General features: G+C 25.4%; 27 protein-coding genes and 3 pseudogenes. 18 read left to right on the top strand and 12 right to left on the bottom strand.

The features are described from left to right. Nucleotides 1–31 precede the first annotated feature (31 nt). The gene (locus DJ007_RS00240; protein ID WP_129407830.1) at nucleotides 32–1180 is read left to right on the top strand and encodes an MFS transporter; all 1149 of its coding nucleotides are present in this window, start codon (nucleotides 32–34) and stop codon (nucleotides 1178–1180) included. Here DJ007_RS00240 and DJ007_RS00235 read toward each other — a convergent pair whose 3' ends face one another. Beyond that, nucleotides 1181–1471 carry a hypothetical protein gene (locus tag DJ007_RS00235; RefSeq protein ID WP_129407829.1) on the bottom strand — a complete coding sequence of 97 codons (291 nt, stop codon included), beginning with the start codon at nucleotides 1469–1471 and terminating at the stop codon, nucleotides 1181–1183. Between the two features lie 194 nt (nucleotides 1472–1665). On the opposite strand from DJ007_RS00235, the gene DJ007_RS00230 reads away from it, so the two are divergent. The 15 genes and pseudogenes from DJ007_RS00230 to DJ007_RS00185 all read left to right on the top strand — a co-directional run bounded on the left by DJ007_RS00230 (nucleotide 1666) and on the right by DJ007_RS00185 (nucleotide 13675). After that, nucleotides 1666–2346, top strand: a complete 681-nt coding sequence (locus tag DJ007_RS00230; protein ID WP_129407828.1) for a response regulator transcription factor — start codon at nucleotides 1666–1668, stop codon at nucleotides 2344–2346. Further along, nucleotides 2336–3739: a HAMP domain-containing sensor histidine kinase gene (locus DJ007_RS00225; protein ID WP_129407827.1), complete on the top strand. Its 1404-nt coding sequence runs from the start codon at nucleotides 2336–2338 to the stop codon at nucleotides 3737–3739. The genes DJ007_RS00230 and DJ007_RS00225 overlap by 11 nt, the downstream gene beginning before the upstream one ends. Next, on the top strand, nucleotides 3732–3887 hold the full coding sequence (locus DJ007_RS14425) for a hypothetical protein (protein WP_165973917.1): 156 nt from the start codon (nucleotides 3732–3734) through the stop codon (nucleotides 3885–3887). The genes DJ007_RS00225 and DJ007_RS14425 overlap by 8 nt, the downstream gene beginning before the upstream one ends. Continuing rightward, nucleotides 3866–4489, top strand: a complete 624-nt coding sequence (locus DJ007_RS00220; protein ID WP_129407826.1) for a DUF3919 family protein — start codon at nucleotides 3866–3868, stop codon at nucleotides 4487–4489. Before DJ007_RS14425 ends, DJ007_RS00220 begins: the two co-directional genes overlap by 22 nt. Nucleotides 4490–4624: 135 nt before the next feature. Then, nucleotides 4625–5581: an ABC transporter substrate-binding protein gene (locus DJ007_RS00215; protein ID WP_129408232.1), complete on the top strand. Its 957-nt coding sequence runs from the start codon at nucleotides 4625–4627 to the stop codon at nucleotides 5579–5581. Nucleotides 5582–5621: 40 nt separating this feature from the next. Beyond that, a complete protein-coding gene (locus tag DJ007_RS15085) occupies nucleotides 5622–6089 on the top strand; it encodes an ABC transporter permease family protein (protein ID WP_206075976.1) in 468 nt (155 codons plus the stop codon). Next, nucleotides 6080–6625 (top strand): ABC transporter permease, encoded by a 546-nt coding sequence (locus tag DJ007_RS15080; protein WP_206075975.1) that lies wholly within the window; start codon nucleotides 6080–6082, stop codon nucleotides 6623–6625. The genes DJ007_RS15085 and DJ007_RS15080 overlap by 10 nt, the downstream gene beginning before the upstream one ends. After that, entirely contained in the window at nucleotides 6613–6843 is a 231-nt protein-coding gene (locus DJ007_RS15075; protein WP_206075974.1) for a hypothetical protein, read from the top strand. Before DJ007_RS15080 ends, DJ007_RS15075 begins: the two co-directional genes overlap by 13 nt. Further along, complete coding sequence (locus DJ007_RS15070; protein ID WP_206075973.1) at nucleotides 6834–7310, top strand: ABC transporter permease; 477 nt, start codon at nucleotides 6834–6836, stop codon at nucleotides 7308–7310. The genes DJ007_RS15075 and DJ007_RS15070 overlap by 10 nt, the downstream gene beginning before the upstream one ends. Before the next feature lie 9 nt (nucleotides 7311–7319). Then, a pseudogene (locus tag DJ007_RS20685) lies at nucleotides 7320–8398 on the top strand (ABC transporter ATP-binding protein). Between the two features lie 25 nt (nucleotides 8399–8423). Then, nucleotides 8424–9416 (top strand): ABC transporter substrate-binding protein, encoded by a 993-nt coding sequence (locus DJ007_RS00200; RefSeq protein WP_129407825.1) that lies wholly within the window; start codon nucleotides 8424–8426, stop codon nucleotides 9414–9416. 59 nt (nucleotides 9417–9475) lie between these two features. After that, nucleotides 9476–10018 (top strand): hypothetical protein, encoded by a 543-nt coding sequence (locus DJ007_RS15065; protein ID WP_206075972.1) that lies wholly within the window; start codon nucleotides 9476–9478, stop codon nucleotides 10016–10018. Nucleotides 10019–10053: 35 nt separating this feature from the next. Continuing rightward, on the top strand, nucleotides 10054–11673 hold the full coding sequence (locus DJ007_RS00195) for an ABC transporter permease (RefSeq protein ID WP_206075971.1): 1620 nt from the start codon (nucleotides 10054–10056) through the stop codon (nucleotides 11671–11673). Nucleotides 11674–11684: 11 nt separating this feature from the next. After that, the gene (locus tag DJ007_RS00190) at nucleotides 11685–12782 is read left to right on the top strand and encodes an ABC transporter ATP-binding protein (protein ID WP_129407824.1); all 1098 of its coding nucleotides are present in this window, start codon (nucleotides 11685–11687) and stop codon (nucleotides 12780–12782) included. 254 nt (nucleotides 12783–13036) lie between these two features. Beyond that, the gene (locus DJ007_RS00185) at nucleotides 13037–13675 is read left to right on the top strand and encodes a 4Fe-4S binding protein (RefSeq protein WP_129407823.1); all 639 of its coding nucleotides are present in this window, start codon (nucleotides 13037–13039) and stop codon (nucleotides 13673–13675) included. A 33-nt stretch (nucleotides 13676–13708) separates the two neighbouring features. Here DJ007_RS00185 and DJ007_RS19715 read toward each other — a convergent pair. Then, nucleotides 13709–14901: pseudogene (locus DJ007_RS19715) on the bottom strand (FprA family A-type flavoprotein). Nucleotides 14902–14995: 94 nt separating this feature from the next. Continuing rightward, entirely contained in the window at nucleotides 14996–15811 is an 816-nt protein-coding gene (locus tag DJ007_RS00175; protein WP_206075970.1) for a DHH family phosphoesterase, read from the bottom strand. Nucleotides 15812–16025: 214 nt separating this feature from the next. Between DJ007_RS00175 and DJ007_RS00170 the strand changes: the two genes are divergently transcribed. After that, entirely contained in the window at nucleotides 16026–16745 is a 720-nt protein-coding gene (locus tag DJ007_RS00170) for a class I SAM-dependent methyltransferase (protein ID WP_129407822.1), read from the top strand. 54 nt (nucleotides 16746–16799) lie between these two features. Continuing rightward, nucleotides 16800–17042, top strand: coding sequence for a hypothetical protein (locus DJ007_RS00165; protein WP_129407821.1), 243 nt, complete (start codon nucleotides 16800–16802; stop codon nucleotides 17040–17042). Between the two features lie 35 nt (nucleotides 17043–17077). Here DJ007_RS00165 and DJ007_RS00160 read toward each other — a convergent pair whose 3' ends face one another. From DJ007_RS00160 to DJ007_RS00125, 9 genes and pseudogenes are all read right to left on the bottom strand, one after another. After that, the gene (locus DJ007_RS00160) at nucleotides 17078–17326 is read right to left on the bottom strand and encodes a hypothetical protein (protein ID WP_129407820.1); all 249 of its coding nucleotides are present in this window, start codon (nucleotides 17324–17326) and stop codon (nucleotides 17078–17080) included. A 20-nt stretch (nucleotides 17327–17346) separates the two neighbouring features. Next, a complete protein-coding gene (locus DJ007_RS00155) occupies nucleotides 17347–17988 on the bottom strand; it encodes an MBL fold metallo-hydrolase (protein ID WP_129407819.1) in 642 nt (213 codons plus the stop codon). A 20-nt stretch (nucleotides 17989–18008) separates the two neighbouring features. After that, on the bottom strand, nucleotides 18009–18428 hold the full coding sequence (locus tag DJ007_RS00150; RefSeq protein ID WP_129407818.1) for a putative DNA binding domain-containing protein: 420 nt from the start codon (nucleotides 18426–18428) through the stop codon (nucleotides 18009–18011). Further along, nucleotides 18413–19462, bottom strand: coding sequence for an RNA/DNA-binding domain-containing protein (locus DJ007_RS00145; protein WP_129407817.1), 1050 nt, complete (start codon nucleotides 19460–19462; stop codon nucleotides 18413–18415). Before DJ007_RS00145 ends, DJ007_RS00150 begins: the two co-directional genes overlap by 16 nt. 970 nt (nucleotides 19463–20432) lie before the next feature. Further along, a complete protein-coding gene (locus DJ007_RS00140; protein ID WP_129407816.1) occupies nucleotides 20433–21632 on the bottom strand; it encodes an ATP-binding cassette domain-containing protein in 1200 nt (399 codons plus the stop codon). Then, nucleotides 21596–22255, bottom strand: a complete 660-nt coding sequence (locus tag DJ007_RS00135) for an ABC transporter ATP-binding protein (RefSeq protein WP_129407815.1) — start codon at nucleotides 22253–22255, stop codon at nucleotides 21596–21598. The genes DJ007_RS00140 and DJ007_RS00135 overlap by 37 nt, the downstream gene beginning before the upstream one ends. Next, the gene (locus DJ007_RS16580; RefSeq protein ID WP_129407814.1) at nucleotides 22215–22502 is read right to left on the bottom strand and encodes a hypothetical protein; all 288 of its coding nucleotides are present in this window, start codon (nucleotides 22500–22502) and stop codon (nucleotides 22215–22217) included. Before DJ007_RS16580 ends, DJ007_RS00135 begins: the two co-directional genes overlap by 41 nt. Nucleotides 22503–22505: 3 nt before the next feature. Further along, nucleotides 22506–22700, bottom strand: a pseudogene (locus tag DJ007_RS19710) (ABC transporter ATP-binding protein); the annotation flags it as partial. Nucleotides 22701–22744: 44 nt separating this feature from the next. Then, the gene (locus tag DJ007_RS00125) at nucleotides 22745–23995 is read right to left on the bottom strand and encodes an ATP-binding cassette domain-containing protein (RefSeq protein WP_129407813.1); all 1251 of its coding nucleotides are present in this window, start codon (nucleotides 23993–23995) and stop codon (nucleotides 22745–22747) included. Between the last annotated feature and the right edge of the window lie 32 nt (nucleotides 23996–24027).

Genomic DNA, 24027 nt, shown 5'->3' with positions numbered 1-24027 from the left:
AAATTCCGCCTTATTTACTTTGGAGGTAGATATGAATAAAAATGAATTAATTTTTGGTTTTAGCAGTTTTTTTCTTTTTGGTTATTCTTTAATAATGACCAGTTCTTTGATTCCGATGATAGAAAAAACATATAATATAGATCATTCTTTAGTTGGATTGGCATTTACATTAGGAACTTTAGGATTTTTATTATCTTCTGTAATATATGGGTATTTATTGGAAAAGCATAATGCTTTTAAGACGATATTATCTGGAATTATATTTTTCTTTTTTGGTAATTTATTAATGCTTTTTATGAATTCATATATATTTATGATTTTAGGAATATTTTTCATTAATTTTGGTGGAGGAGCTCTGGAAATCTCCATTCCATTTTTAATCGGTGTATCAGGCAATGGAAAAAAAGGGAAAAAGCTGAATCTTTTACATTCATCTTTTGCAGTTGGAGCTTTAACGAGTCCTATTATTTCATCTTTAATTCTTAAATATAGTAATTATTGGAAAGGGACTTTTTTTATTGCTGTGTTGATGAATATAATACCTTTTATATTTTTAATTTTGATAAAAAAAGAAGTAGACTCATTGCATAATAATTATTTATTACAGGAAAAATCTTCATTAAAAGGTGTTTTCAATTTTTCATTGGTAATACTTGTTTTATCATTATCTTTTTATGTAGGATATGAAATGAACTTTTCATCATGGATATCCACTTTTTTATTTGAATTTAGGAATTTTGATATTTCTACAGCAGCATTATACCCTTCCTTTTTATGGTTAGGTTTATTTTTAGGAAGAGCATTTTTATCGCACTTTCCAGAAAAATTTGGTTATAAAAAATGGTTATTAATTGTAGTTCCTTTTTCATTGATATTTTCAATCTTTACGGTTGCTTTTGGAAAAAATATTGTTATTTCTTCCATAGGAACCATTTTGACAGGTATTGGTTTTTCAACAACTTATCCTACAATTCAGGCAATTGTTGTAGAAAAATATAAGAATAATAAGGGAATTGCCTTAAGTGTAGCTTCAGCAAGCACTTCAATTATTTCTGGAGGATTTTCGTATCTTATTGGAGTGATTGGTAGTATGTATGGTTTATTATATGGTTTTTTTATAATTATTGGCTTAAATATATTGGAAATACTTTTTGTATCGTTAATTGATGAAAAAGTTTAATTACATTGTACTAAAAGTACTATTGTTATATTCTATTTTATAAGATATTAATTTATAAATATTGTTGATTTTAATAGCAACACCTTTGACACATATTTCCTGATTTAATGCAAGATTACCGATATGTCTAATATTTATAAGCGTTTTATAAAGATATCCTTTTTTATCCTTGATATAGACGTTTCGTAAATATTTAGAATTATTTATAGCTTCTATTTTTTCTATTTTTCCAAAAACTTCATCCAATTCTTTTTTACTTTTATTGTAATTTTTAGAGAAATTTTTATTCATTTTATCAACCCCTTTATAAGTTTTATCTTTATTTATTCTTTTTCGACATATATATGATAAAATTCAAAACTTAAAGGAAACTTAGTTTTTCCTTAGAAATTCCTTAGAAAATATAGGTTTGAAAGAAAATAAGATTAATGATATAATAAAAATAAATAAAAACAAAATAAAATAAAATAAAACAATGGGGTCTTATGAAAATATTAGTTATTGAAGATGAAAAAAGTATTTTAGATCTTATAAAAATGAATTTAATACTTGAAGGATTTGATGTTGTAGAGGCAGAAGCAGGTGAAAAAGGATTAAAAGTTTTTAAAAAAGAAAATCCTGATCTTGTTGTGCTGGATTTAATGTTGCCTGATATTGATGGTTTTGATGTTTTGAAAAAAATTCAAGAAATTAGTTATAAAACACCTATTATTATTTTAACGGCTAAAAATAGTCAGAATGATAAACTTTTAGGACTAGAATTAGGAGCGGATGATTATATAACCAAACCTTTTGATAGTAAAGAATTAATTTTGAGAATAAGAAACATATTAAAGAGAATTAAAAAGCAAGGATTAAGTAATAATGAATTAATTATCGGTGAATTGAAGTTAAAAAAAGATTCCAGAACCATGTATTTAAGATCGAAAGAAATTTATTTAACTAAAAAAGAATTTGAAGTTATGGAATTTTTAATGAATAATTATAATCAGGTTGTTAAACGAGAGATATTATTAGAAAAGATATGGGGTTTTGATTCAGAAATAGATACAAGAGCTGTAGATATGGCAATACAAAGATTGAGGAAGAAAATTAAAGAAAGTAATGTTCAAATAAGATCTTTGTATGGTATTGGATATAAATTAGAGGTGAAGGATGAAAAATAGTATAAGAAATGAGATATTATTTTTAAATATTTCATCCACACTATTAATATTAACTATTATTTTTATAATTTCTATCTTTACCTTTCAAAAGAATATCATTAATAATACTATAAAAAATTTGACTGAATATAGCCAGGAAAGTCAAATATATTTTTTAAAGATTTTTAATAATGAGAAATATGAAAATGCCTTTGTTCATTTAAATAATATTGCACCATTTGTATCTGAATATTTTTCTAATAAATATAATGCTCATGTTGAAATATATGATATAAGAAAAAATTTATTAGCGGATACATCGCCGAATGAAAAATTTTACGTTTATCAAGATATTCATTATGCTGCAAATAATATGAAAAATTATATTATAAAAAAAACCGATGATAAATATATTCTTTTTTTCTCCAGTCCTATTTTTTATAACAATGAAACAATTGGTGTTTTAAGATTTATATATCCATTAACTGAGGAATTTCAAATAATAAATAAGGTAAAAATGACGCTGTTTATTGTAGATATTGTTTTTATACTTTTTATTATATTTATAAATTATATTCTTGCAAACTCTATTACTACTCCGTTAATAAAGTTAAAGAAAGAGACAGAAGAGATTGCAAAAGGAAATTTTGATTTTCAGATTAATATAGTTAGTAATGAAGATATTAATTCCTTAGTTAATTCTTTTAATATTATGAAAGATAAACTAATTCATTATATAAAATCGTTAAAAGAAGAAAAAGAAAAACAAAAAAATTTTATAGATAATATGACTCATGAATTTAAAACCCCTATAACTTCCATTTTAGGTCATGCTGAACTTTTAAAAAAATTGAAATATGATGAAGATAAAAATGTTTCTATTAACTATATAATATCTGAAGGCAATAGATTATTAAAAATGGTAGAAGAGTTATTATATGTATCAAAGTTAAATAAAAATTCCTTTGAGTTTAATTTTAAAAATGCAGATATCAAATCATTGGTTATAGATTCTATTAATACATTAAAACCTCGATTTAAAAAATTTTCTATTAATGTCAGAAATGAAATTGATTCTGAAACATTATTTTTTGATTATGAAAGAATAAAAGAAGTTATATTGAATATATTAGATAATGCTATTAAACATGGAAAGTGTGAGAATATTTTTATTTATTCAAAAAGTGATTATATGAATTATTATCTAATAATAGAAAACGATGGAGTTCCTATTGAACCAAATGTATTAAAAAATATTTTTACTCCTCTTACATCAAATAAAAAAGGAAAAAATGGTTTAGGATTATGTATTTCAAAAGAAATTATGCAAAAGCATAAGGGGGATTTGCTGGTTAACACAGATAAAAGAGTGAAATTCATTTTAAAGTTTAAAAGAGGGTATAAAGATGGATAAGTCTAAAAAATATATTATAATTTTTATTTCTGGTATTATTTTTACAATTCTTATTGGAACTTATATTTTAAATAAAGATCTTGATAAAGTGCATTTTATAAACGACCATGAGAAAATTATAGAGGAATATTATTCGACGACCCTATAAAATTAGAGATTAATATAAAATATCTTCCTACAGTTACTTTAACTGATCCTGATATTCTTTTCAAATTATGGGAAAAAGTAAATAAAATGCCTAAATTTAAATATATTAACACAAACGATAATGCTGAAGATAAAATATATGGATATATTTATCTTTTAGATGGGAATAAATATTATTATGAAATAAATAATAATCTTATTATAGATGATTTTATTTATGGAATTAATCAAAGTAAGGATTTAGAAGATGCAAAAAGTTTAATTAGAAGATTGATTTTTTCAAAAACAAATATTTCTAAAGTTCTATTAAAAGATAAAATTATAGCCTTTAATGAAAATACAGGATTTTTATTAAATCAAAAGGAAAAAATAAAATTATATGATATCTTTAAAAATGCTAAAGAAGTTGATTCTTCTAAAGAAATTAGTGCATTATTTGAAGGTAACAATACTCCATTATATATTATAAGAGTTTTTGATAATGACTCAGAATTTTTGACTATTAATATTTATAATGAAAAATACTTTTCTGTTTATTATCTTGATTCTTTCCTATACCTGCTAAAGGGGAATCTTTTATCTTTCCTGAAAAAGCCTCTGTAATTATGTTTCCCACCATTTAAATTTGTTACTTTTTTAATACATTTATGATGATTTTTATTTCTTTTTTTATTAATATTATATTGATATCTTAAATAGAGGGGGAGTATAGTGAAAAAACTTATTTTGGTAGGATTGATGCTAACAGTATTAGTATTTTCATTTGCTGAATTGATTATTTATAGTAGTGTAGATGAAGCAAATGCCAGAAAAATTTTAAATGCTTTTTCAAAGGAAACAGGTATTACAGTTAAGTATGTCTTTCTTTCCTCAGGACCTGCTTTAGCCAGATTAGAGGCGGAAAAAAATAATCCTCAAGCAGATGTTTGGTTTGGAGCTCCAATGCCAAATCATATTATTGCAAAAGAAAAAGGATTAACTGAACCATATAAAACATTAAGTGTATATGGTATTGCTCCAAATTTTTACGATGTTGATGGTTATTTCCATGCATTTTATATGAATCCTCTTGGTATTGGGGTAAACTTAAAAGTTTTAGAACAAATTAAAGCAGATTTACCAAAAAGTTGGATGGATTTATTAAAACCAGAATACAGAAATATGATTCAATATCCAAGTCCACAAACCTCTGGTACAGCATATGCATTTATTACAGGATTAATCTCCATTTATGGTGAAGATGGTATGATAGATTATTTAAAGAAATTAGCTAAGAATGTTCAATCTTATACACAAAGTGGTACAGGTCCATCAAAATCAGTTGGTGTTGGTCAAGCAGGATTGGGTATTCAATTTACTCCTGCATTTTTCCAATTTAAAGAACAAGGATATCCTATAGAAGTTGTATTCCCAAAAGAAGGAGTACCTTATGAAGCTGCATGTGTTTCAATAGTTAAGGGAGCAAAGAATAAATATGAAGCTAAAGTTTTAGTTGATTGGTTATTATCAAAGAAAGGGCAACAAACTATAGTTGATGAAAAGACCTTCTTCTATCCAGTAAGAAGCGATGTTGATTTTGGTACATTACAACCATTATCTACAATTAAATTAATTACTGTTGATGAAAATTGGGCAGCACAAAATAAAAAGAGAATTGTAGATAGATGGATTAAAGAAGTATTGCCAGTTAAATAATAAAAAGGGGGTTATCCCCTTTTTTTGGAGGAATGAAATTATGGATATAACTAATAAAGAACTTTCTAATAAATTCAAAAAAATGATGAAAAATCCTTCTTTACTTATTTTAATTATATTAATATTTATTTCAATGTTTATATTTATAATTTTTCCATTATATAAAGTTTTTCTCGTTAGTTTCACAAACTCTGAAAATCATTTTTCTCTCGAAACATATAAAAATGCTTTAGCAAATGATTATATGAGACAGGGTTTTAAAAATAGTATTTTAATAGCCATTTTAACCTCTGTTATTGGAACTTTTGTAGGTTTTTTATACGCATATACATTAAATAGGGCTAATATCCCATTTAAAAAATTTTTTAGAACAATAGCTATTATACCTATGGTTTTTCCACCATTTATAGGTGCAATGGCAATTATAATGCTATTTGGATTTAATGGTTTATTAACTGCTAAATTATTTGGTATTAGAACATTTCCTGTTTATGGTTTATGGGATTAATGATTGCACAAATAGTTACTTTTTTCCCTGTTGCTTTTATTACTCTCGATGGTGTAATTTCAACAATTTCTCCAACATTAGAAGATGCCGCTTTTAATCTAAAAGCTAATAGATGGCAAGTATTTACAAAAATTATATTACCTTTATCCGTTCCAGGTATTGCAAGCACTATGTTGGTTTTATTTATAGAGTCATTAGCAGATTTCGGTAATCCTTTAATTTTAGCAGGTTCAAGATTCCCGATTTTATCAGTTCAAGCTTATTTGCAAATTACTGGAATGTTTGATTTAAGAAGTGGTGCTGCTTTAGCGGTTTGGCTTCTTTTACCATCTTTAATAGCTTTTATAGTTCAAAAATATTGGATTGGAAAGAAAAAATATATAACTGTTACTGGAAAACCAAGTACTTCACAAATAAAAAGTGTAAACACATTTGCAAAATGGATGTTATTTTCTTTAGTTTTAATTTTTTCCTTATTTATTCTTTTAATCTATGCAACGATTTTCTGGGAGCATTTACTAAATTGTGGGGATTAAATAATGAATTTACCCTGGATAATTTTAAATATGTTTTTGATGTTGGTAAGGAAGCGATAAAAGATACATTAACAATTGCATTGACCTCAACACCTATTTCTGCTGTATTGGGTATGATAATAGCATTCTTAATTGTTAGAAAAACATTTCCCGGGAAAAAGACTCTTGAATTCATTTCTTTGTTAAATTTTGCAGTGCCGGGACAGTTGTGGGTATAGGTTATATTCTTGCTTTTAATTCAAAACCTTTGTTATTAACTGGTACATTTGCAATTTTAGTATTAAATTTTATTTTTAGGTATATTCCTGTTGGAATACAGTCAGGAGTTGCCCTTTTAAATCAGGTTGATCCTGCTATTGAAGAGGCGGCATATACCTTAGGTGCTGATGATAGAACTGTATTCACAAAGATCACATTACCCTTGATTGTTCCTGCATTTTTTTCTGCTCTTGTTTATTCTTTTGTTAGAGCAATGACTGCAATTAGTGCGGCTATTTTTCTGGTTTCAGCGAATTGGAATTTGATGACTGTTCAAATATTGAGTCAGACTGATTCCGGAAGATTATCTGAAGCATGTGCTTTTTCTGTGGTTTTAATTTTATTGATATTATCCTTTGTTTTAATTGTAAAACTATTTTTGAAAAATAAAATATCGTTATCAAACAGTAATTTTGCTTCTGAATGAGGTGTTTATATGAGTTTAGAACTTAAAAATATTTATAAAATATTCAAAAGTGGTAATACTGAAACAGTAGCAGTAAATAATTTTTCTTTAAATATCCAAAAAGGACAATTAGTTACGTTTCTGGGGCCTTCAGGATGTGGAAAAACTACAACCTTGAGGATGATTGCAGGTTTTGAAACTCCAACTAATGGGAAAATTTATCTTGAAGGAAAAGATATAACCAATGATCCACCAAATAAAAGAGATATATCCATGATGTTTCAAAGTTATGCTCTATTCCCACATATGACAATAAAAGAAAATATAGAATTTGGATTAAAATTAAAAAAATTAAGCAAAAAAGAAATTAAAGAAAAAGTCTCTAAGATAATTAATTTAACAGGATTAGAAGGATTAGAAGATCGAAGACCAGATCAAATTTCTGGGGGCAGCAACAACGTGTTGCATTAGCCAGAAGTTTAATAATGGAGCCTAAAGTTTTACTATTTGATGAACCATTATCTAATTTAGATGCTAAGTTAAGAGAATCTATGCGTACTGAAATTAGAAAGGTTCAACAGGAATTAAAAATTACCAGTGTTTATGTTACACATGATCAAATAGAAGCCATGAGTATTTCAGATGTCATTGTGGTAATGAATAAAGGAAAAATTATGCAAGTTGGTTCTCCATTTGAGATTTATGCACATCCTACAAATAAATTTGTAGCTGATTTCATAGGTAAAGTGAATTTTATTGCAGGTGAAATAATAGAAGTAGAAAATAATAATTATGTTGTATTTAATAAGGATTTAAAACAAAAATTTTATGGAACTAGTAAATCTTCTTTTAATATTGGTGATGAAGTTTTAATTGTGATTAGACCTGAATCTTTAGATTATAACGAAAAAACTAATTATTTAGAAGGAAAATTAAATAAATCTGTATTTTTAGGCTCACATATTGAATACGAAATTATATTAAAAAATAATCAGATTATAAATGGTGTTTTATATAATCCGATTGAGAATAAGATCGTTAAAAATGGAGAAGTTGTAAGGTTGTATTTCAGCGATAAAGCTACATGGATTATAAAAAAAGAAGATTGATACTTTAAATATGGGGGTGTTATTTATGAAAAAGTTAGTATTTGTGTTAACAGTATTGTTAGTTGGTATTTTTGCTTTTTCAGCAGGAGATGTTGTAAAGGCTTACACAACACTTGAAGAGCCTTTAGCAAAAGAATTATTTGACAAGTTTGAAGAAGAAACAGGAATTAAAGTTGAATGGGTTAGATTATCAACAGGTGAAACAGTTGCAAGATTAGAAGCAGAAAGGGAAAATCCTCAAGCTTCAATCTGGGTTGGTGGTGTTGGTTTAGGACATGTTGAAGCAAAACAAAAGGGATTAACTACTCCTTATAAATCACCTTTAGCCCAATATACACCTGCACAATTTAGAGATCCAGAAAATTATTGGATTGGATTATATATTGGTGTATTGGCTTTTGCTACTAATAAAGATAGAGCAAAAGAATTAGGATTAGAAGCACCAAAAGGCTGGTTCGATATTATTGATTCAAAATATAAAGGCCTTGTTAGGGTTGCTAATCCAAATACATCTGGAACTGCTTATAATGTTATAACAACTATTCTTCATATGTTCCATGAAGATGAAGAGTTAACCTTTATGTTTTTACATCAATTAGATGAGAGTATTGATCAATATACAAAATCAGGTTCTGCTGGTGGAAAACAAGCAGCTATAGGTGAAATTCCATTTGCTATAGGATATGCTCATGATTTATTCAAATTAATAGCTAATGGAGCTCCATTAGAAGTTACTGTACCAATGGAAGGAACTGGATTTGAATTAGCTTCAATGTCATTGATTAAAAATGGTCCAAATCCTGTTAATGCTAAAAAATTATATAATTGGATGTTAGGAAAAGAAGCACAAGCAATGATTGCAGAATGGTTTGTATTACCTGTTTCAAAATTAGCTCCGAAAGATAAAGCACCATTAAATATTGATGAATTAAGAATAGTAAATCAAAATTTTGTTTGGGACGCTGCTAATAGAGAAAGATTAGTTGAAAGATGGAATAGAGAAATTGGTGCAAAATAATAAATTTATAAGGCGGCGTATAGCCGCCTCTCTTAAAATTCAAACAGGAGTTGAATTATATGTTTACAAAGAAAAAGGTTTTATATTTTTTGATTTTGCTGATTTTCGTAAGTGGTTTGGATTTTTGGATATTTTCCAGTATAAAAAACTCTTTTAATAAGGTTCTAAATGATAATCTTTTAAAGACAAGTCAAATATTGTCTAAATCTGTATCTTTAGTTGAAGATAAATATAATGATTGGATTCAGAAAACTGAAGAGGAAAATGAAGATTTAAAAATTATATATATTAATGGTCTTCCAAGTTTTTTTGAAACGGAAGATTTTTATAGTGATAAAAGTCTTTATGAATTTTATAAAAATAATTTAAATTCTGAAGATTTTAAAGATGGCATTGAAAGTGCGGAATATAGTGAGGTTTATTTTTCAAAAAATGATTATGAAATAAATAATTCTAAATATAGAATTATTTTTTCACCTGTAATAAATGATGATTTTGATGTATTAGGAATAGCTATTATCTTTTTTCAAATGGATGAATATTTAAAGTTTTATAGATTAATTAACGTTTTTATGTATTCAATTATAATAATTTTGTTTTGATGTATGGAATAATAAATTTCACACGAGATCCTGTAATGAGTTTTATTATTCTTATGATTTTTGTTATAGTTGCAATATTTACCGCATATCCATTATTTGAAGCTTTTAGATTAACCTTTATAAAAAATGGAGAATTTTCCATTGAAATATGGAGAAAAATACTAACAACAAAACAGTATTTAAATGCATTCTGGGGAAGTATTAAATTGGGAATTTCTACAGCAACATTTTCTACGCTTGTTGGATTTTTATTTGCTTTTGTATTAACAAGAACTCAAATAAAGGGAAAAAAGTTCTTCAGTACAATGGCAACATTGCCCGTTATTTCTCCTCCTTTTTCCTTAACATTATCCATATTACTTCTCTTTGGAAATAACGGTTTAATAACGAAAAAAATATTAGGATTACAACACTTTAGTATATATGGATTAACAGGATTAACTTTAGTTCAAACAATGGGAATGTTTCCTATCGCTTATTTAACTATGGTTGGTATTTTACATTCAATTGATTCAACCCTTGAAGACGCTTCACTTGATTTAAATGCATCTAAATTAGAGACCTTTTTAAAAGTTACATTACCACTTTCAATGCCTGGAATATTAAGCGCATGGTTATTAGTCTTTACCAATTCTTTAGCAGATTTTGCAAATCCTTTAATATTATCAGGTAATTATAGAGTTTTATCTGTTGAAGCATATTTGGAAGTTACAGGTATGAATAGGTTGGGAAATGGTGCTGCATTATCTATTTTATTGTTATTACCAACTATAACAGCCTTTTTAGTTCAAAGGTTTTGGGTTTCACGTAAATCTTTTGTTACTGTTACTGGAAAACCTTCACCGAGAATCACTGAACTTGTATCTAAACCTGTTAAAGTAACTCTTGTAACTTTGATGATTTTAATAATAGTATTTTTGGTATCCCTATATGGAACAATTGTAGCAGGATGTTTTGTAAAAAACTGGGGTATTGATTATACATTTACTTTAGAAAATATAAAAGAAGCATTGCAAAGAGGAAGAGATGCAATTGCAGATACTGTAACTCTTGCTTCTATAGCTACACCACTTGCAGGTATTTTAGCAATGATGACAGCTTTAATTTTAGTAAGAAAAAGATTTGCGGGAAAAAGAATTTTTGAGATATTAATTATGGCTCCTTTTGCTATTCCAGGAACTTTAATTGGTATTAGTTATATATTAGCTTTTAATAAACCTCCTTTGATACTCGTTGGAACAGGTGCTATTATAGTCATAAATTATATAATAAGAGAACTTCCTGTTGGTGTTGAAGGTGGAGTTGCAGCACTAAGACAGGTAGACCCTTCTATTGAAGAAGCAGCTCAAGATTTAGGTGCAGATGTACCTACAGTATTTAAAACTATTGTTCTACCATTATTACGTCCTGCTTTTATTTCGAGTTTATCTTATACTTTTGTTAGATCTATGACAGCTGTTAGCGCTGTAATATTTTTGATTTCAGCAAAATGGTATCATATTACTGTTCTTATATATAATTTTTCTGAAAATTTAAGATTTGGTTTAGCTAGTGTTTTAGCTACTACATTAATAATTATTGTTTTAGCAGCATTTGGATTAATGAGATTGCTAGTTAGAGAAAGCGAAACATTAGAAAAAACAGTTTCTCAGTGAGAGGTGGAATGATGACAAAAAAACAGGTTTCTTTAAGATTAGAAAATGTAACTAAAATTTTTTATGATAAAAAGTACAATACCGAAGTAATTGCGGTTAATAATTCTTCTTTTGAAATACAACCAGGAGAATTAATTACATTATTAGGTCCATCTGGTTGTGGAAAAACCACCACATTAAGAATGGTAGCTGGGTTTGAATTACCTACAAAAGGCAAAATTTATATTGGAAATGAAGATATTACTTATCTCCCACCAAATAAAAGAGATACAGCTACAGTTTTTCAAAGTTATGGTCTTTTTCCGCATATGACAGTTTTTGATAATGTTGCATATGGTCTTAAATTAAAAAAATTATCTAAAGAAAAAATAAAAGAAAAAGTCTTAAAAACTCTTGATATGGTTGGTTTAAAAGATCTTGCTAATAGAGCTCCATCAAGATTATCAGGTGGGCAACAACAAAGAGTTGCGTTAGCAAGATCTATTATTGTAGAACCATCAATATTATTATTGGATGAACCATTATCAAATTTAGATGCTTTGTTAAGAGAACAAATGAGAATAGAAATTAGAAGAATACAAAAATCGTTAGGAATAACTGCTATATATGTTACTCATGACAGAGTAGAAGCAATGAGTTTATCTGATAGAATAATCGTTATGAAAGATGGTAAGATAAAACAAATAGGTACTCCTAATGATATATATGAAAATCCAAATTCTAAATTTGTTGCGGGTTTTGTCGGAAAAGTAGCATTCTTTGATATTGAAGTTAAGGAAAAGAAAGAAAATAAATGTATTATTGACTTTCAAGGAAAAATATTAGAAATTCCGAAATATGAGTTTAATATTAAAACGGGAAAAGGAAATATTTTAATGGCAAGACCTGAATCATTAGTTTTAAAAGATCAGGATAAAGGATTAATAAAAGGAAGAGTAAAAATTAATGTTTATCTTGGAAATACTGTAGAGTCATTTATTGAAACGGAATTTGGTGAAATAATGGTTCAAATAGATAATCCTTCTTTAAAACATGTATACGCAGAAGGTGAATCGGTATCTATTGATATTGTTCCTGAATTATGTAAAGTGTTAAAAGATGATGAATAAAATTTTTACACCTCTCCTTTATATAATTTATAAAAAGAATGACATTATTGGGTATTAGTAAATAACTAATACCCATTTTTTAGTTTTTCATTATTAGAGATAATAAGTCAAACTTATTTTATTTATAAATTCATTCCCATTATTTTGAAATATACTTAAAATTTTCTTAGAAATGAATATGTGTAATTTTAATCACGTACATTAAAAAATAATTTTAGTATAATAAATATAGAAAGAATTCCAGGAGGTGTTTTATGAAAAAAAAGATAAGTTCAAAAATCATATTCATGTATATATCTGAAATAATATTTTTTGTATTATTTTTTCTGCTTTTAGAAAATCACATATTAATAAGATGGATATTTGTATTTATTGCTGGATTATTTCTTTCAACATTTATGGGAAGGGTTTATTGCGGTTGGATGTGTCCTATTAATACTTTATTTAAACCTATAAATTTCATTTATAAAAAGCTAAACATAAAGCGATTCAAAACTCCTGAGTTTTTAAAATCTAATATTTTAAGATATGCACTACTTTTTCTATTCATATCATTGTTTATTACAACTAAGATATTAAAAATAAAACTAAATATATTACTGTATGTAATAGGATTAGCACTTTTAATAACACTTTTCTTTGAAGAAACGTTTTGGCATAAAAATCTATGTCCATATGGAACAATCTTGAATATTGGAGAAAGAATATCTTCTTTTAAATTAAAAATAGATGAAGATAAATGTATTGGATGTGGCTTATGTCAAACAGTCTGTCCAAACAATACAATAATTACATTAGATAATAATAAAAGAAAAATTATTAATAAGGAATGTTTAATGTGTTTTGAATGCCAAAGAGTTTGTCCGGTTGAGGCGATATCCTTTAAAAAATAACGTCTTGCAAAAGCAAGACGTTATTTTTAATGATTAATTCTCTTTTACTCTTTTCGCCATTTTTTTTGCTAAATGTCTTAATTTTTCATAATGCTCTTCATGGGCAGAAAATTGAACTTCAACAGGATCACAAACCATTTCCCATTTGTTTTTATTTATATATTCAACAATACCTTTAACTCCACCACCACTCCAACCATATGTACCAAATACTCCAAATACTCTATTTTTAATTCCTTTATGTTCTAAATTAATTAATAAATTTTCCATTCTTGGGAATATACCATTATTATACGTATTTGTACCAAAGAGAACCCCTTTAAATCTCCATATTTCATTTATAATAAATGATTCATGCACTTCTGATGAATTCATAACTCTGATGTTTTTAATTCCCTCATCTGCTAAACATCTTGCAATAAAATCTGCCATTTTTTCAGTGTTACCATACATTGAACCATATGCAATTACTACGCCTTCTTCAGTTTCGTATTTACTCCATTTATCGTATAATGTAATAATTCTTTCAGGATTTTTTCTCCATACAGGTCCATGAGTGGAAGCTATTATTTTAATATCTAAACCTGATAATTTTTTCATAGCTCTTTGAACCATAGGACCAAATTTTCCGACTATATTAGAATAATATCTTCGTATTTCATTTTCATAGTATTCTATATCAACTTCATCATCAAATACCCCACCATCTAAAGTTCCAAATCCCCAAAAGCATCACCAGCAAATAATATTTTTTCTGTTTCCTCATATGTCATCATTGTTTCTGGCCAATGAACCATTGGAGTCATATAGAATTTTAACTTATGTTTTCCAAGATTAATCTCATCACCATCTTTTACTTCATATAAATTAGATTCTATTCCATATAAAGCTTTTAAAAATTCAAATGTTTTTTTATTACCTACAATTTTAATTTCTGGATATGCTCTTAAAATATCTGAAATAGATCCTGAATGATCTGGTTCCATGTGATTAATTACAAGATAATCTAATTTTCCACCATCTAAAATATTATTTATTTTCTCGATAAATAGATGTGTTTTTGTTGCTTTTACTGTATCAAAAAGTACATTCTTTTCATCTTTTATTATATAGGAATTATACGTAACTCCTTTTGGTAATGGCCACATGTTTTCAAATAAATGCGTATCTCTATCATTTAATCCAACATAATAAATAGAATCCGTAATATTCAAAATATTATCCATAATAATCCCTCCTGGTTTAAAATAAATTCATATTTATTTTTATTATATCATTAAAAAAGGATAAAGAAATAAAGATAAAGTAAAATTTATCTGTTTAATAATGTTTCAAAATATCTAGAATTATTTTATAATCAAAAAAATCAATCCATATTCCATGAACTTTTTTTATATTAAATTTTTTTTGAATGGGTATAAGTAATTTATGATATATCTTTTGAACATATTTCTTTTTCATTTGAATCTTAATTCCAAATGGCAATATACCAATTACTATATCTATTCCTAAAACATCTAACAAACCATCTAAAAAAGCTTGATATAAGTTAATATCATTAAACTTGATAACCGCAATTTTTAATCTATTTATATTATACAATTTCATTTGATTCAATGAATGAAGAAATTCGTTTAAATCAATATTTTTAGAATAAATAATATTAAGTATAGTTTCAAATTTATTATTTCCCAGAAATTTTGAGAAATAAAAAAATTCTTTTTCCCTTGCCGTTCTAAACATTAAAGTATCTGTATATAAAGCAATAGCAAAAGATAATAATATTTCATTTTTTAAAACTATAGAATTCTTTACTGACAATTCATATAAATTTATAACATTTGCACTTGATTTTTTTATATAATGAAAATTAGCTTTTTCTATAAAATATTCATCAATTTTTGAATGATGGTCAAAAACAATATATTCTTTATTTTTTAAATTTATAAAATTAATATCTTCATAATTTGATGTATCATATATAAAGTATATATCATATGAATCAACATCAGCTGAATTATTGTGTAAATCAAGAAAATCAATCAATCCACTACCACTTCTTAACTCTGGATATGATATATAATAATTACCACCAAATACACTTTTACCCAGTATACTGAAGCTATTCCGTCGCAATCTGAGAGATAATGAGTTGTATGCAGGATTTTTTTATTTAATATATGTTTTTTTATTTTTTCTATAATATTAAAATCTAATTTTATATTAGAAATATCTTTTTTATATATAATTTCACCCCAAATAATAATATTTTCATTTTTATTATACCATAGAGAAAGTATTGAAAACATAACATGATATAATAAAAAAAATATAAAAGCGAGGTTTTTCCATGGAAAAAAAATTGAAAATAAATTATAATAAATTAGCCTCACATTATGAAAATGATGTAGATACAAAGTCTTTTAATGCATATTATGAAAGACCTGCTATGATAAAAACTATTGGAAATGTAAAAGGACTAAAAGTATTAGATGCAGGTTGTGGAGCTGGATATTATTTAGAATGGTTAATAAAAAATAAAGCAGAAAAAGTTGCAGGAATTGATTTTTCAAATAAAATGATTGACGCAGCAAAAAAAAGAGTGGGAAATAAGGCTACTATTATAGAAGCAAATTTAAATAAGAAACTTCCATTTAAAAATGAGTATTTCGACTTAATAATCTCTTCTTTAACTTTGCATTATGTAAAAAATTTAAGTTTCACTTTAAATGAATTCAGTAGAATTTTAAAAAAAGGAGGACGTCTCGTTTTTTCAATACATCATCCTATTATGACTTATTTATATTTTAGTTTAGATAATTATTTTGAAGAAGTTTTGTTGGAAGATTATATAAATAAAGTACCTGTTTATTTTTATCATAGATCTTTTAACGATATTTTCGATGCATTAAATAAAAATCATTTCTTAGTAGAAAAAGTTGTTGAACCCAAACCAACAAAAAAATTTTTAGAAGTAGATAAGAAAAATTATATTAAATTAATTAAAAAACCACACTTTATTATAATTAAATCAATTAGAAAAAATGTTAAATTTTATAATAATTATTGACATTAATGGGTTTATATGATATAATATTTATATAAGGGTTATGGATGTGGGATTATGGACTATAGAAAAAAAGTAAAAGAGTTATTTTATAATGATATTGATGAACTTAAATATTACAAAAAATTAAAAAAAGCTTCAGAGTTAGAATTGAATAAAAATTCAATTCTTGCATTTGCTGATAATAATAAATATCAAATATATTATACTAATGAAGGAAAAATTTATTTAAAGGATATCTCAGGAACTTACTTATATATAGATTCCAACAGCAATGAGGAAAAAGGTAAGACAATCTAAAAAATATACCCCTAAATTACTTTTAGGGGCATATATTATATTAAGTTATGCCAATATGGAATGTTATTTTTTATCTTAAATTCAATTTTTTTATTTTCCCTTAAATATTGTAAAAAGGCTAAAATTGTAGTATTGTATAAATAATATAATGTTGCATTGTTTATTTCTAAACCATATGAGTAAAGTAAGTAGGAAACAATTTTTTCTGTTGATTTATCTTCTTCCAAATATTTTAATATCTTTATTTCAATTTCTTCAATACGTTGATAATTTAACTGAGCCAAATCTTTAATTTCAACATTAGTTAATAAAGGCCATGAGAAGGAATATAATAATCGTATTTGGAATTTTGTAATTTCAAAAGTGTTTCTTTAGTCTTTTCTATATTAACATTAACAGGGATTTTATGTTTTTCCAACAATTCCTTGGAAATTAAAGAATCTCCGCAAAACAAAACATTATCGTATAATATTCCTTTTTGATATTCCGTATGTCCATCAAGGGGAATTAAATTAATTTCAATATCATCTAATTTTATTGATGTATTTTCATTATCAATAATTTGTGTTACATGAGATGGCTTAGCAAGAAGAAATTTATGTCGCAATTCCTTTATCGGGTATGCTCCAGAATATAGAAAATATGGCATATATATAGGATTTTCTATCATACTTAGTTCTGCTCTTGTAGTTAAGATATTTACATCTGGTCTATGTTTCTGAATATAATGATTTCCTCCAATGTGATCTGCATGCATATGAGTATTTATTATATATTTAATCTTAAAACCATTGTCTTCTAATGTTTTTAATATCCTTCTTCCTTTTGAATCATCACTTCCACTATCTATAATTAATACATCATTACCTTCATTTACTACTATTACTCCAATATTTGTAGTATCACCAATATAGTATATATTTTCTTTAATTTTGTGAAGTTCCATATTTATCTCCTTTCGATATATTATTTTAATTTATAATAAGTATTTCTTCCCTGCCCATATTTTTGTAAAAATCCTTTTTCAACATATTTTTTCAAAATATCTCTAGCTCTTCGCTCCTTTACATTAAGAATGGCTTCAACATCCTTTCGAGTTATCTTATTATTAAGCAATAAAAATTCTTTTATTTTTTCATTAAAATCTATATTTTTTGATAATATTCCGGCAGTTTCCGGCACTTTTCCGGCAGTTTCCGGCACTTTTCCGGCAGTTTCCGGCACTTTTCCGGCAGTTTCCGAAAAATAATTTATTTCTGGTTTGAGATTATCTTTGGTTACCTTATATATAATAACTTTAAAATATCTTCCATCATCTACAAATTCTGGTTCTTTTAAACCATTTTTTTTACATAATTCAATAATTCTTTTTATACCTGTCCCCACTGTTCAATATAACCAATTTCTTTAAAAAATCTTGCAATAACCTTATTCCTGATTTCAGAGCGTCCATCTTTAATTGCATCGACATCAAGATTTCCAGGTAATCCTCCAGGTGAAGTTATTTCAATTCGATTATCAAAAATCGCAAACTTAATATCAGAATTAATTGTATAATCCCGATGTACAATTGCATTAATTATTGCTTCTCTTATTACCGGAATCGGTATAATAAAATTTTCTTCATGTTGTAAATCTTTTATTATAATCCTTTTTTCAATGTGTGTTTTTGCAAAAGTCATAGCTTCATCTGCAATTTTATATAAAGGTCCATAATAATCTTTACTATCTATAAATTCTGAAACATCATTTCCTTTGAATCGAGCACATTTAATACCAGAAAATTCAAAAATATCGTTTTTCCCAATAATTAAAGCGCCACCAATAGACAAAAAGCTTTTTTTATTATACATTCTCAAAATTTTAAGATTTAACATCTTATTTTTTGATAGTTCTTTTTTAGTAAAATTATAAAAATCCTTTTTTAATTCATTAAAATCTTTCTCATCAGGTTCATAAGAAAAAAGTATTTCTTCATCATAAGAAATATTTAATTTTTCTCTCTCCAGTGATTTTATAATATTTTCATCGGCAACCCTTGTTGTTGCTCCAACTCTTATATAAGATTTCATAATATTTCCTTTATGTTTTAAAAAATATGGTTTTGATTGTCCTGGATAAATCTCCACTATTAATAAATTTTTTCCATCAATGTTTTGAACATATATTTCCGGAATTATCATAGGATAACATTTTTCAGATATTAAATTTGAAATCTTATCTGAAAGACTAAAAAGTTCATCATCAGAAATGCCAATTATTCTTTTTGTTTTATCATTAATACCAAAAACAATTTTACCACCACTTCCATTAGCAAATGCTACAACTGTTTTTAAGAAAGTATTATAATCTGACGATAATTTTTCTTTAAATTCTAATTTTTTATTTTCTCCTTTTTTTATCTCATCAAGCAATCCCATAATCTTTCACCCACTTGAAGTTTATCTAATATAATTATATATATTTAATATCAAATTGTCAAACCAATTTTTTTAAAACAATAAACATCCATAATTATTTAATAATATTTCCGTTACTTTATCTTAAAAAGAATTTTGAGCTATAAGAGTTGATAAAAATTTTCTATAATAAATTATATATTTTCTGAAAAATATACTCTTAAAATCGCAAATTTTTAATAGATATATTTTTTGATAAAATTTTTAATTATTAACTTCGGTAAATCGAAATTTACCGAAGTTAATAAAAAGCCTTTAATAAAGCATAAAATAGCTTATATATTGTTTTTTAAAAGATGAAATATTGATATTAGCAAATATATCTTAAAGAGAAAAAAGAAAAAATCTGTTATTTCTTCTAATGAAAATATATAATATATATCATATATGCATTATATATTTTGTTTATTATTTTTAAACAAAATATAAAATACACTTATGACCAAATAGTCTTTTGTTTGTTTTTATAGAATATACAAATACAATATATATTATATACATCGTTATAAATTTTATATTATTTATACAAGAAAAAGTTATTTTATAACGCCCAATATTAAATGCATTGTATATAATAAAATGTATTATATAATATAAAATATAAACAATCCCATTCTTTATAAAACAAAATATTTAAATTGTATGATATTATGCATTGTATATATTATATATAATGTATACAGCAGTAAATATCATATAATCCATTTTATTATATATAATATAAAAGAAAAATTATAGGAAACAAAAATTATGAGAAAAGAAAAATCAGTAGAGTAAAAATACTAAAGAAGCATTATTATTGGATTTTAATTAAACTAAATAATGTTTTTTTACTTCGGTAAACGTAGATTTACTGAAGTAAATTTATCAAACATAGCATAAATAAAGGATTATAAAAAGAAAAATCCCTTCCTGTTTTTATTTTATAAAGTCAGGAAGGGATCTTATTTTTTGAGTCATTAATATATAATTCCGCCTGAGCATACCATAAGTTTCTATAATATTCTGACCTATTAATCAATTCCTCATGAGTTCCTATATCAATTATTTTTCCATTGTCCATAATCGCTATTTTGTTGCAATATTTTATAGAGGCTAATCTATGAGTTATTATTATCGCTATTTTTTCTCTGCTTATTTCTTCAAATTTTTCATATAATTCATTTTCAGCTATAGGATCAAGTGATGCTGTTGGTTCATCAAGGATTATAATATCGTAATCTTTGAATATTCCTCTTCCTATTGCTACTTTTTGCCATTGTCCTCCTGAAAGTTCGATACCTTCAAATTCCTTTGATAATATTGTATTTATGCTGTTAATAAATTTTTTATCGTTATAATTTATTCCTATATAGTTCAACGTATTTTTTATTTTTTCTTCATTATTTTCATCTTTCATATTACTAATAGCAATATTTTCTCTTAAGGTAATCTTATATTTATTAAAATTCTGAAATACTGCTGTTCCTTTTTTTATTATTGTTTCTGAGGATAATAAAGAAGAGGCTATTCCATTATAATATATTTCTCCTTTTTCCGGTTTATATAATCCCAATATTAATTTCGATAATGTTGTCTTTCCTGCACCATTTTTTCCTATAATCGCTATTCGATCTCCTTTTTTTATTTTCAAATTGACATTTTTAATTGCAGCTTTTCCTGATGGATATGTAAAATATACATTTTTTAATTCTATGTTTGTTATTTCATCTATAATATTTTTTCCACCATTTGAGTTTTCCTCAAAATTTAAAAAGTTTATGTATTTTTTTACTTTCACAAATATTTCTACTACATCATGGAGTCTGTATTCAAATATTTCTTCAAATAATCCAAATAAATTTGAAATAGATGCATATACAGCAGCGAATGCTCCAACAGTTATTTTATTATCTATTATTAAATATATGCTTAATCCCAAAATGCTCATGTAACCGATTATATTTATTAATTTTGATATTGCCTCTATTTTGTTTAATTTTTTTTGATAAAGCAATTTTAAGTCATAGTAATTATACGTAGTTGTTTTAAATAAATTAAATATAAATTCTGTTGCACCTAATGTACGTGTTTCTTTTAAATAATTTTTATTTTTTATATAAGCTGAATATGTTTCCTTTTCTCTTCGCAAAGGAGCATGTGCTTCTTCAATTTTTTCATAATATTTCTTTTTATAATTTGTGAAATCAATGTTGGAATAAATATTAATAATATACTTATTCCCAATAATGGGCTTAAATATATCAGATACAACTCTATAAATATATAGTACGGAATATACAAAAATAATATATCCATAATTATATTTAATAATCCTCTTACTGATTTAGCACCTATTATTGCAGAATTAATCATATTTCTATTTTCTGGAACATTAAAATAATTTGGTGATATTTTTGAAATTTTTAAATTTAAATTTTTTAATACTGTTTTTAATGTGATGTCATGATAATACTCTCCAAAATATTCTGATATTCCACTTGAAACTTCTGATAGTATCGCAAACACCATTAAATATATAAGATTTATTAATATTATTTTGTATTCACCATTATTATTAAAATAATTGATAGCATTATCAAACACCTTTTGCATTTGAACTGTAACCATACCTAATGATATTGCATCAATTATTGAAAATACGTATTGCAAAGAAAATCTTATAGGTGATATTTTTGCAATATCGATAAATACATCAAACAGTTTTGTTGTGTTATTCACCATACCATCTTCTTTGTTTTTCAAACATTTCATAATATACACCCTTTTTTCTAATTAATTCATCATGGCTTCCTCTTTCGATGATTTTTCCATCTGAAAAAACTATTATCTCATCTGTATATCTTATTCCGCCCAATCTATGTGTAATTAAAATCTTTATCGATTTATATGGAATAGAAAAAAATTTTTCAAATACTTCTCTTTCAGCTATAGGATCAAGTGATGCTGTTGGTTCATCAAGTATTTGTATTGGAGCATCTCTGTATAAAGCTCTTGCCATAATTACTTTTTGCCATTGGCCTTCTGATAAATTATGACCATTCCCATTAATATATCCAAGTTTTGTTTTTTCTTTTTCAGGTAGATTTTCAATTATTTTCTCAATATCAGTTAATTTAAGTATATTATTATATAATTCATTATTATTCTTTTTTATGTCTCCTATTTTTATATTCTTCTCTAAAGATAATGAATATTTTACATAGTCCTGATAAACAACTGAAAAATATTTATACCAATCTTCTAAATTCGTATTTTTTGTCTCTTGTTATTAATATATATTTCTCCTTTATAATCCTCATATAATCCAAGTAATAATTTTATTATTGTTGTTTTTCCCGCTCCATTTTCACCTACAAATGCATATGTTTTTCCTTTTTCTAATTTTAGATTAAGATTATTATATATCCATTTATTTGATTTTGGGTATTTAAATGAAATATTTTTTAATTCTATTATTTCAACATCTTCAATATTTTTTATTGTTTCATGTATATCTCTTTCTATTTCTGATAATTTCATAAACTCCTTATAATCTTTTATATAATTTATACGCCTTATTAAGTCCTTTACTATATTTGAAAATGTCCAGGACATGGGATGTATTAAGTTGAATACTGCACCTGTTATACTGATAAACATTCCTGAGGTTATTTTTCCAGATTTTAAAACTAGTAATAAACTTGCAGAAATGCCAAAAGCCAACCCAGACATTAATATACTTAAAAGTTTGATTCTTATTATATTTTTCTTTGTTATTTTTATATCTATTCTTCTACCTTTTTCATATAGTTCCTCAAATTTATTTGCTATATTATCTCCATAATCAAATAATATTCGTTCATCTGCCATTTCACCTGCATTTAACATCAAATCATAAACTTTTGCTTTGCGAAAATACTTCATAGACTTTGTATATGATTCATATTCCTGCTCTCCACTATAATAACCTATTATTGCCATAAGTATTAATAATGCAAATACTATTATTCCTATTAATATGCTGTTTTTCATTATTATTGCTGATATTGATAATATTTCCACTATAATTTTCATAAATGAACTTATTTCGTTTAATCCCATTGTTATTGCATTTTCGGAATTATCATATATTCTTTCAATTAATTCATAATTTTCATGATTTTCTAATATATCATATTTCAATCTGGCATTTTTCCTTAAAATTTCTCCTTCAATTTGACTATCAACTTTTTTAGATAGTTTAATGTAAATATGTTTTGATATTAGATTTATAATATGATTTATTAAAAACATTATAAAAAATAAAAAAGATATTAGTAAGAAATTTTTATTTAAATTCCCGTTATTAATAACAATTTGAACTGCATCGATAAATAATGCAGCAATTATTATTTTTATTCCCGGAATAGCATAACTTAGTATTTCTATAATAAAATATGCTATTGATAGAAATGGTGCTTTTTTAAAAGAATATATTATAATGTATTTAAACAATAATTTTAAACTTTTCATTTTATATCTCCTATTTTGAATATTCACTATTT

This window comes from Marinitoga lauensis (assembly GCF_004135675.1).
GTDB lineage: Bacteria > Thermotogota > Thermotogae > Petrotogales > Petrotogaceae > Marinitoga > Marinitoga lauensis.
The sequence above is the reverse complement of the archived record's forward strand: the minus strand, read 5'-3'. Positions and strand labels throughout refer to the sequence as shown.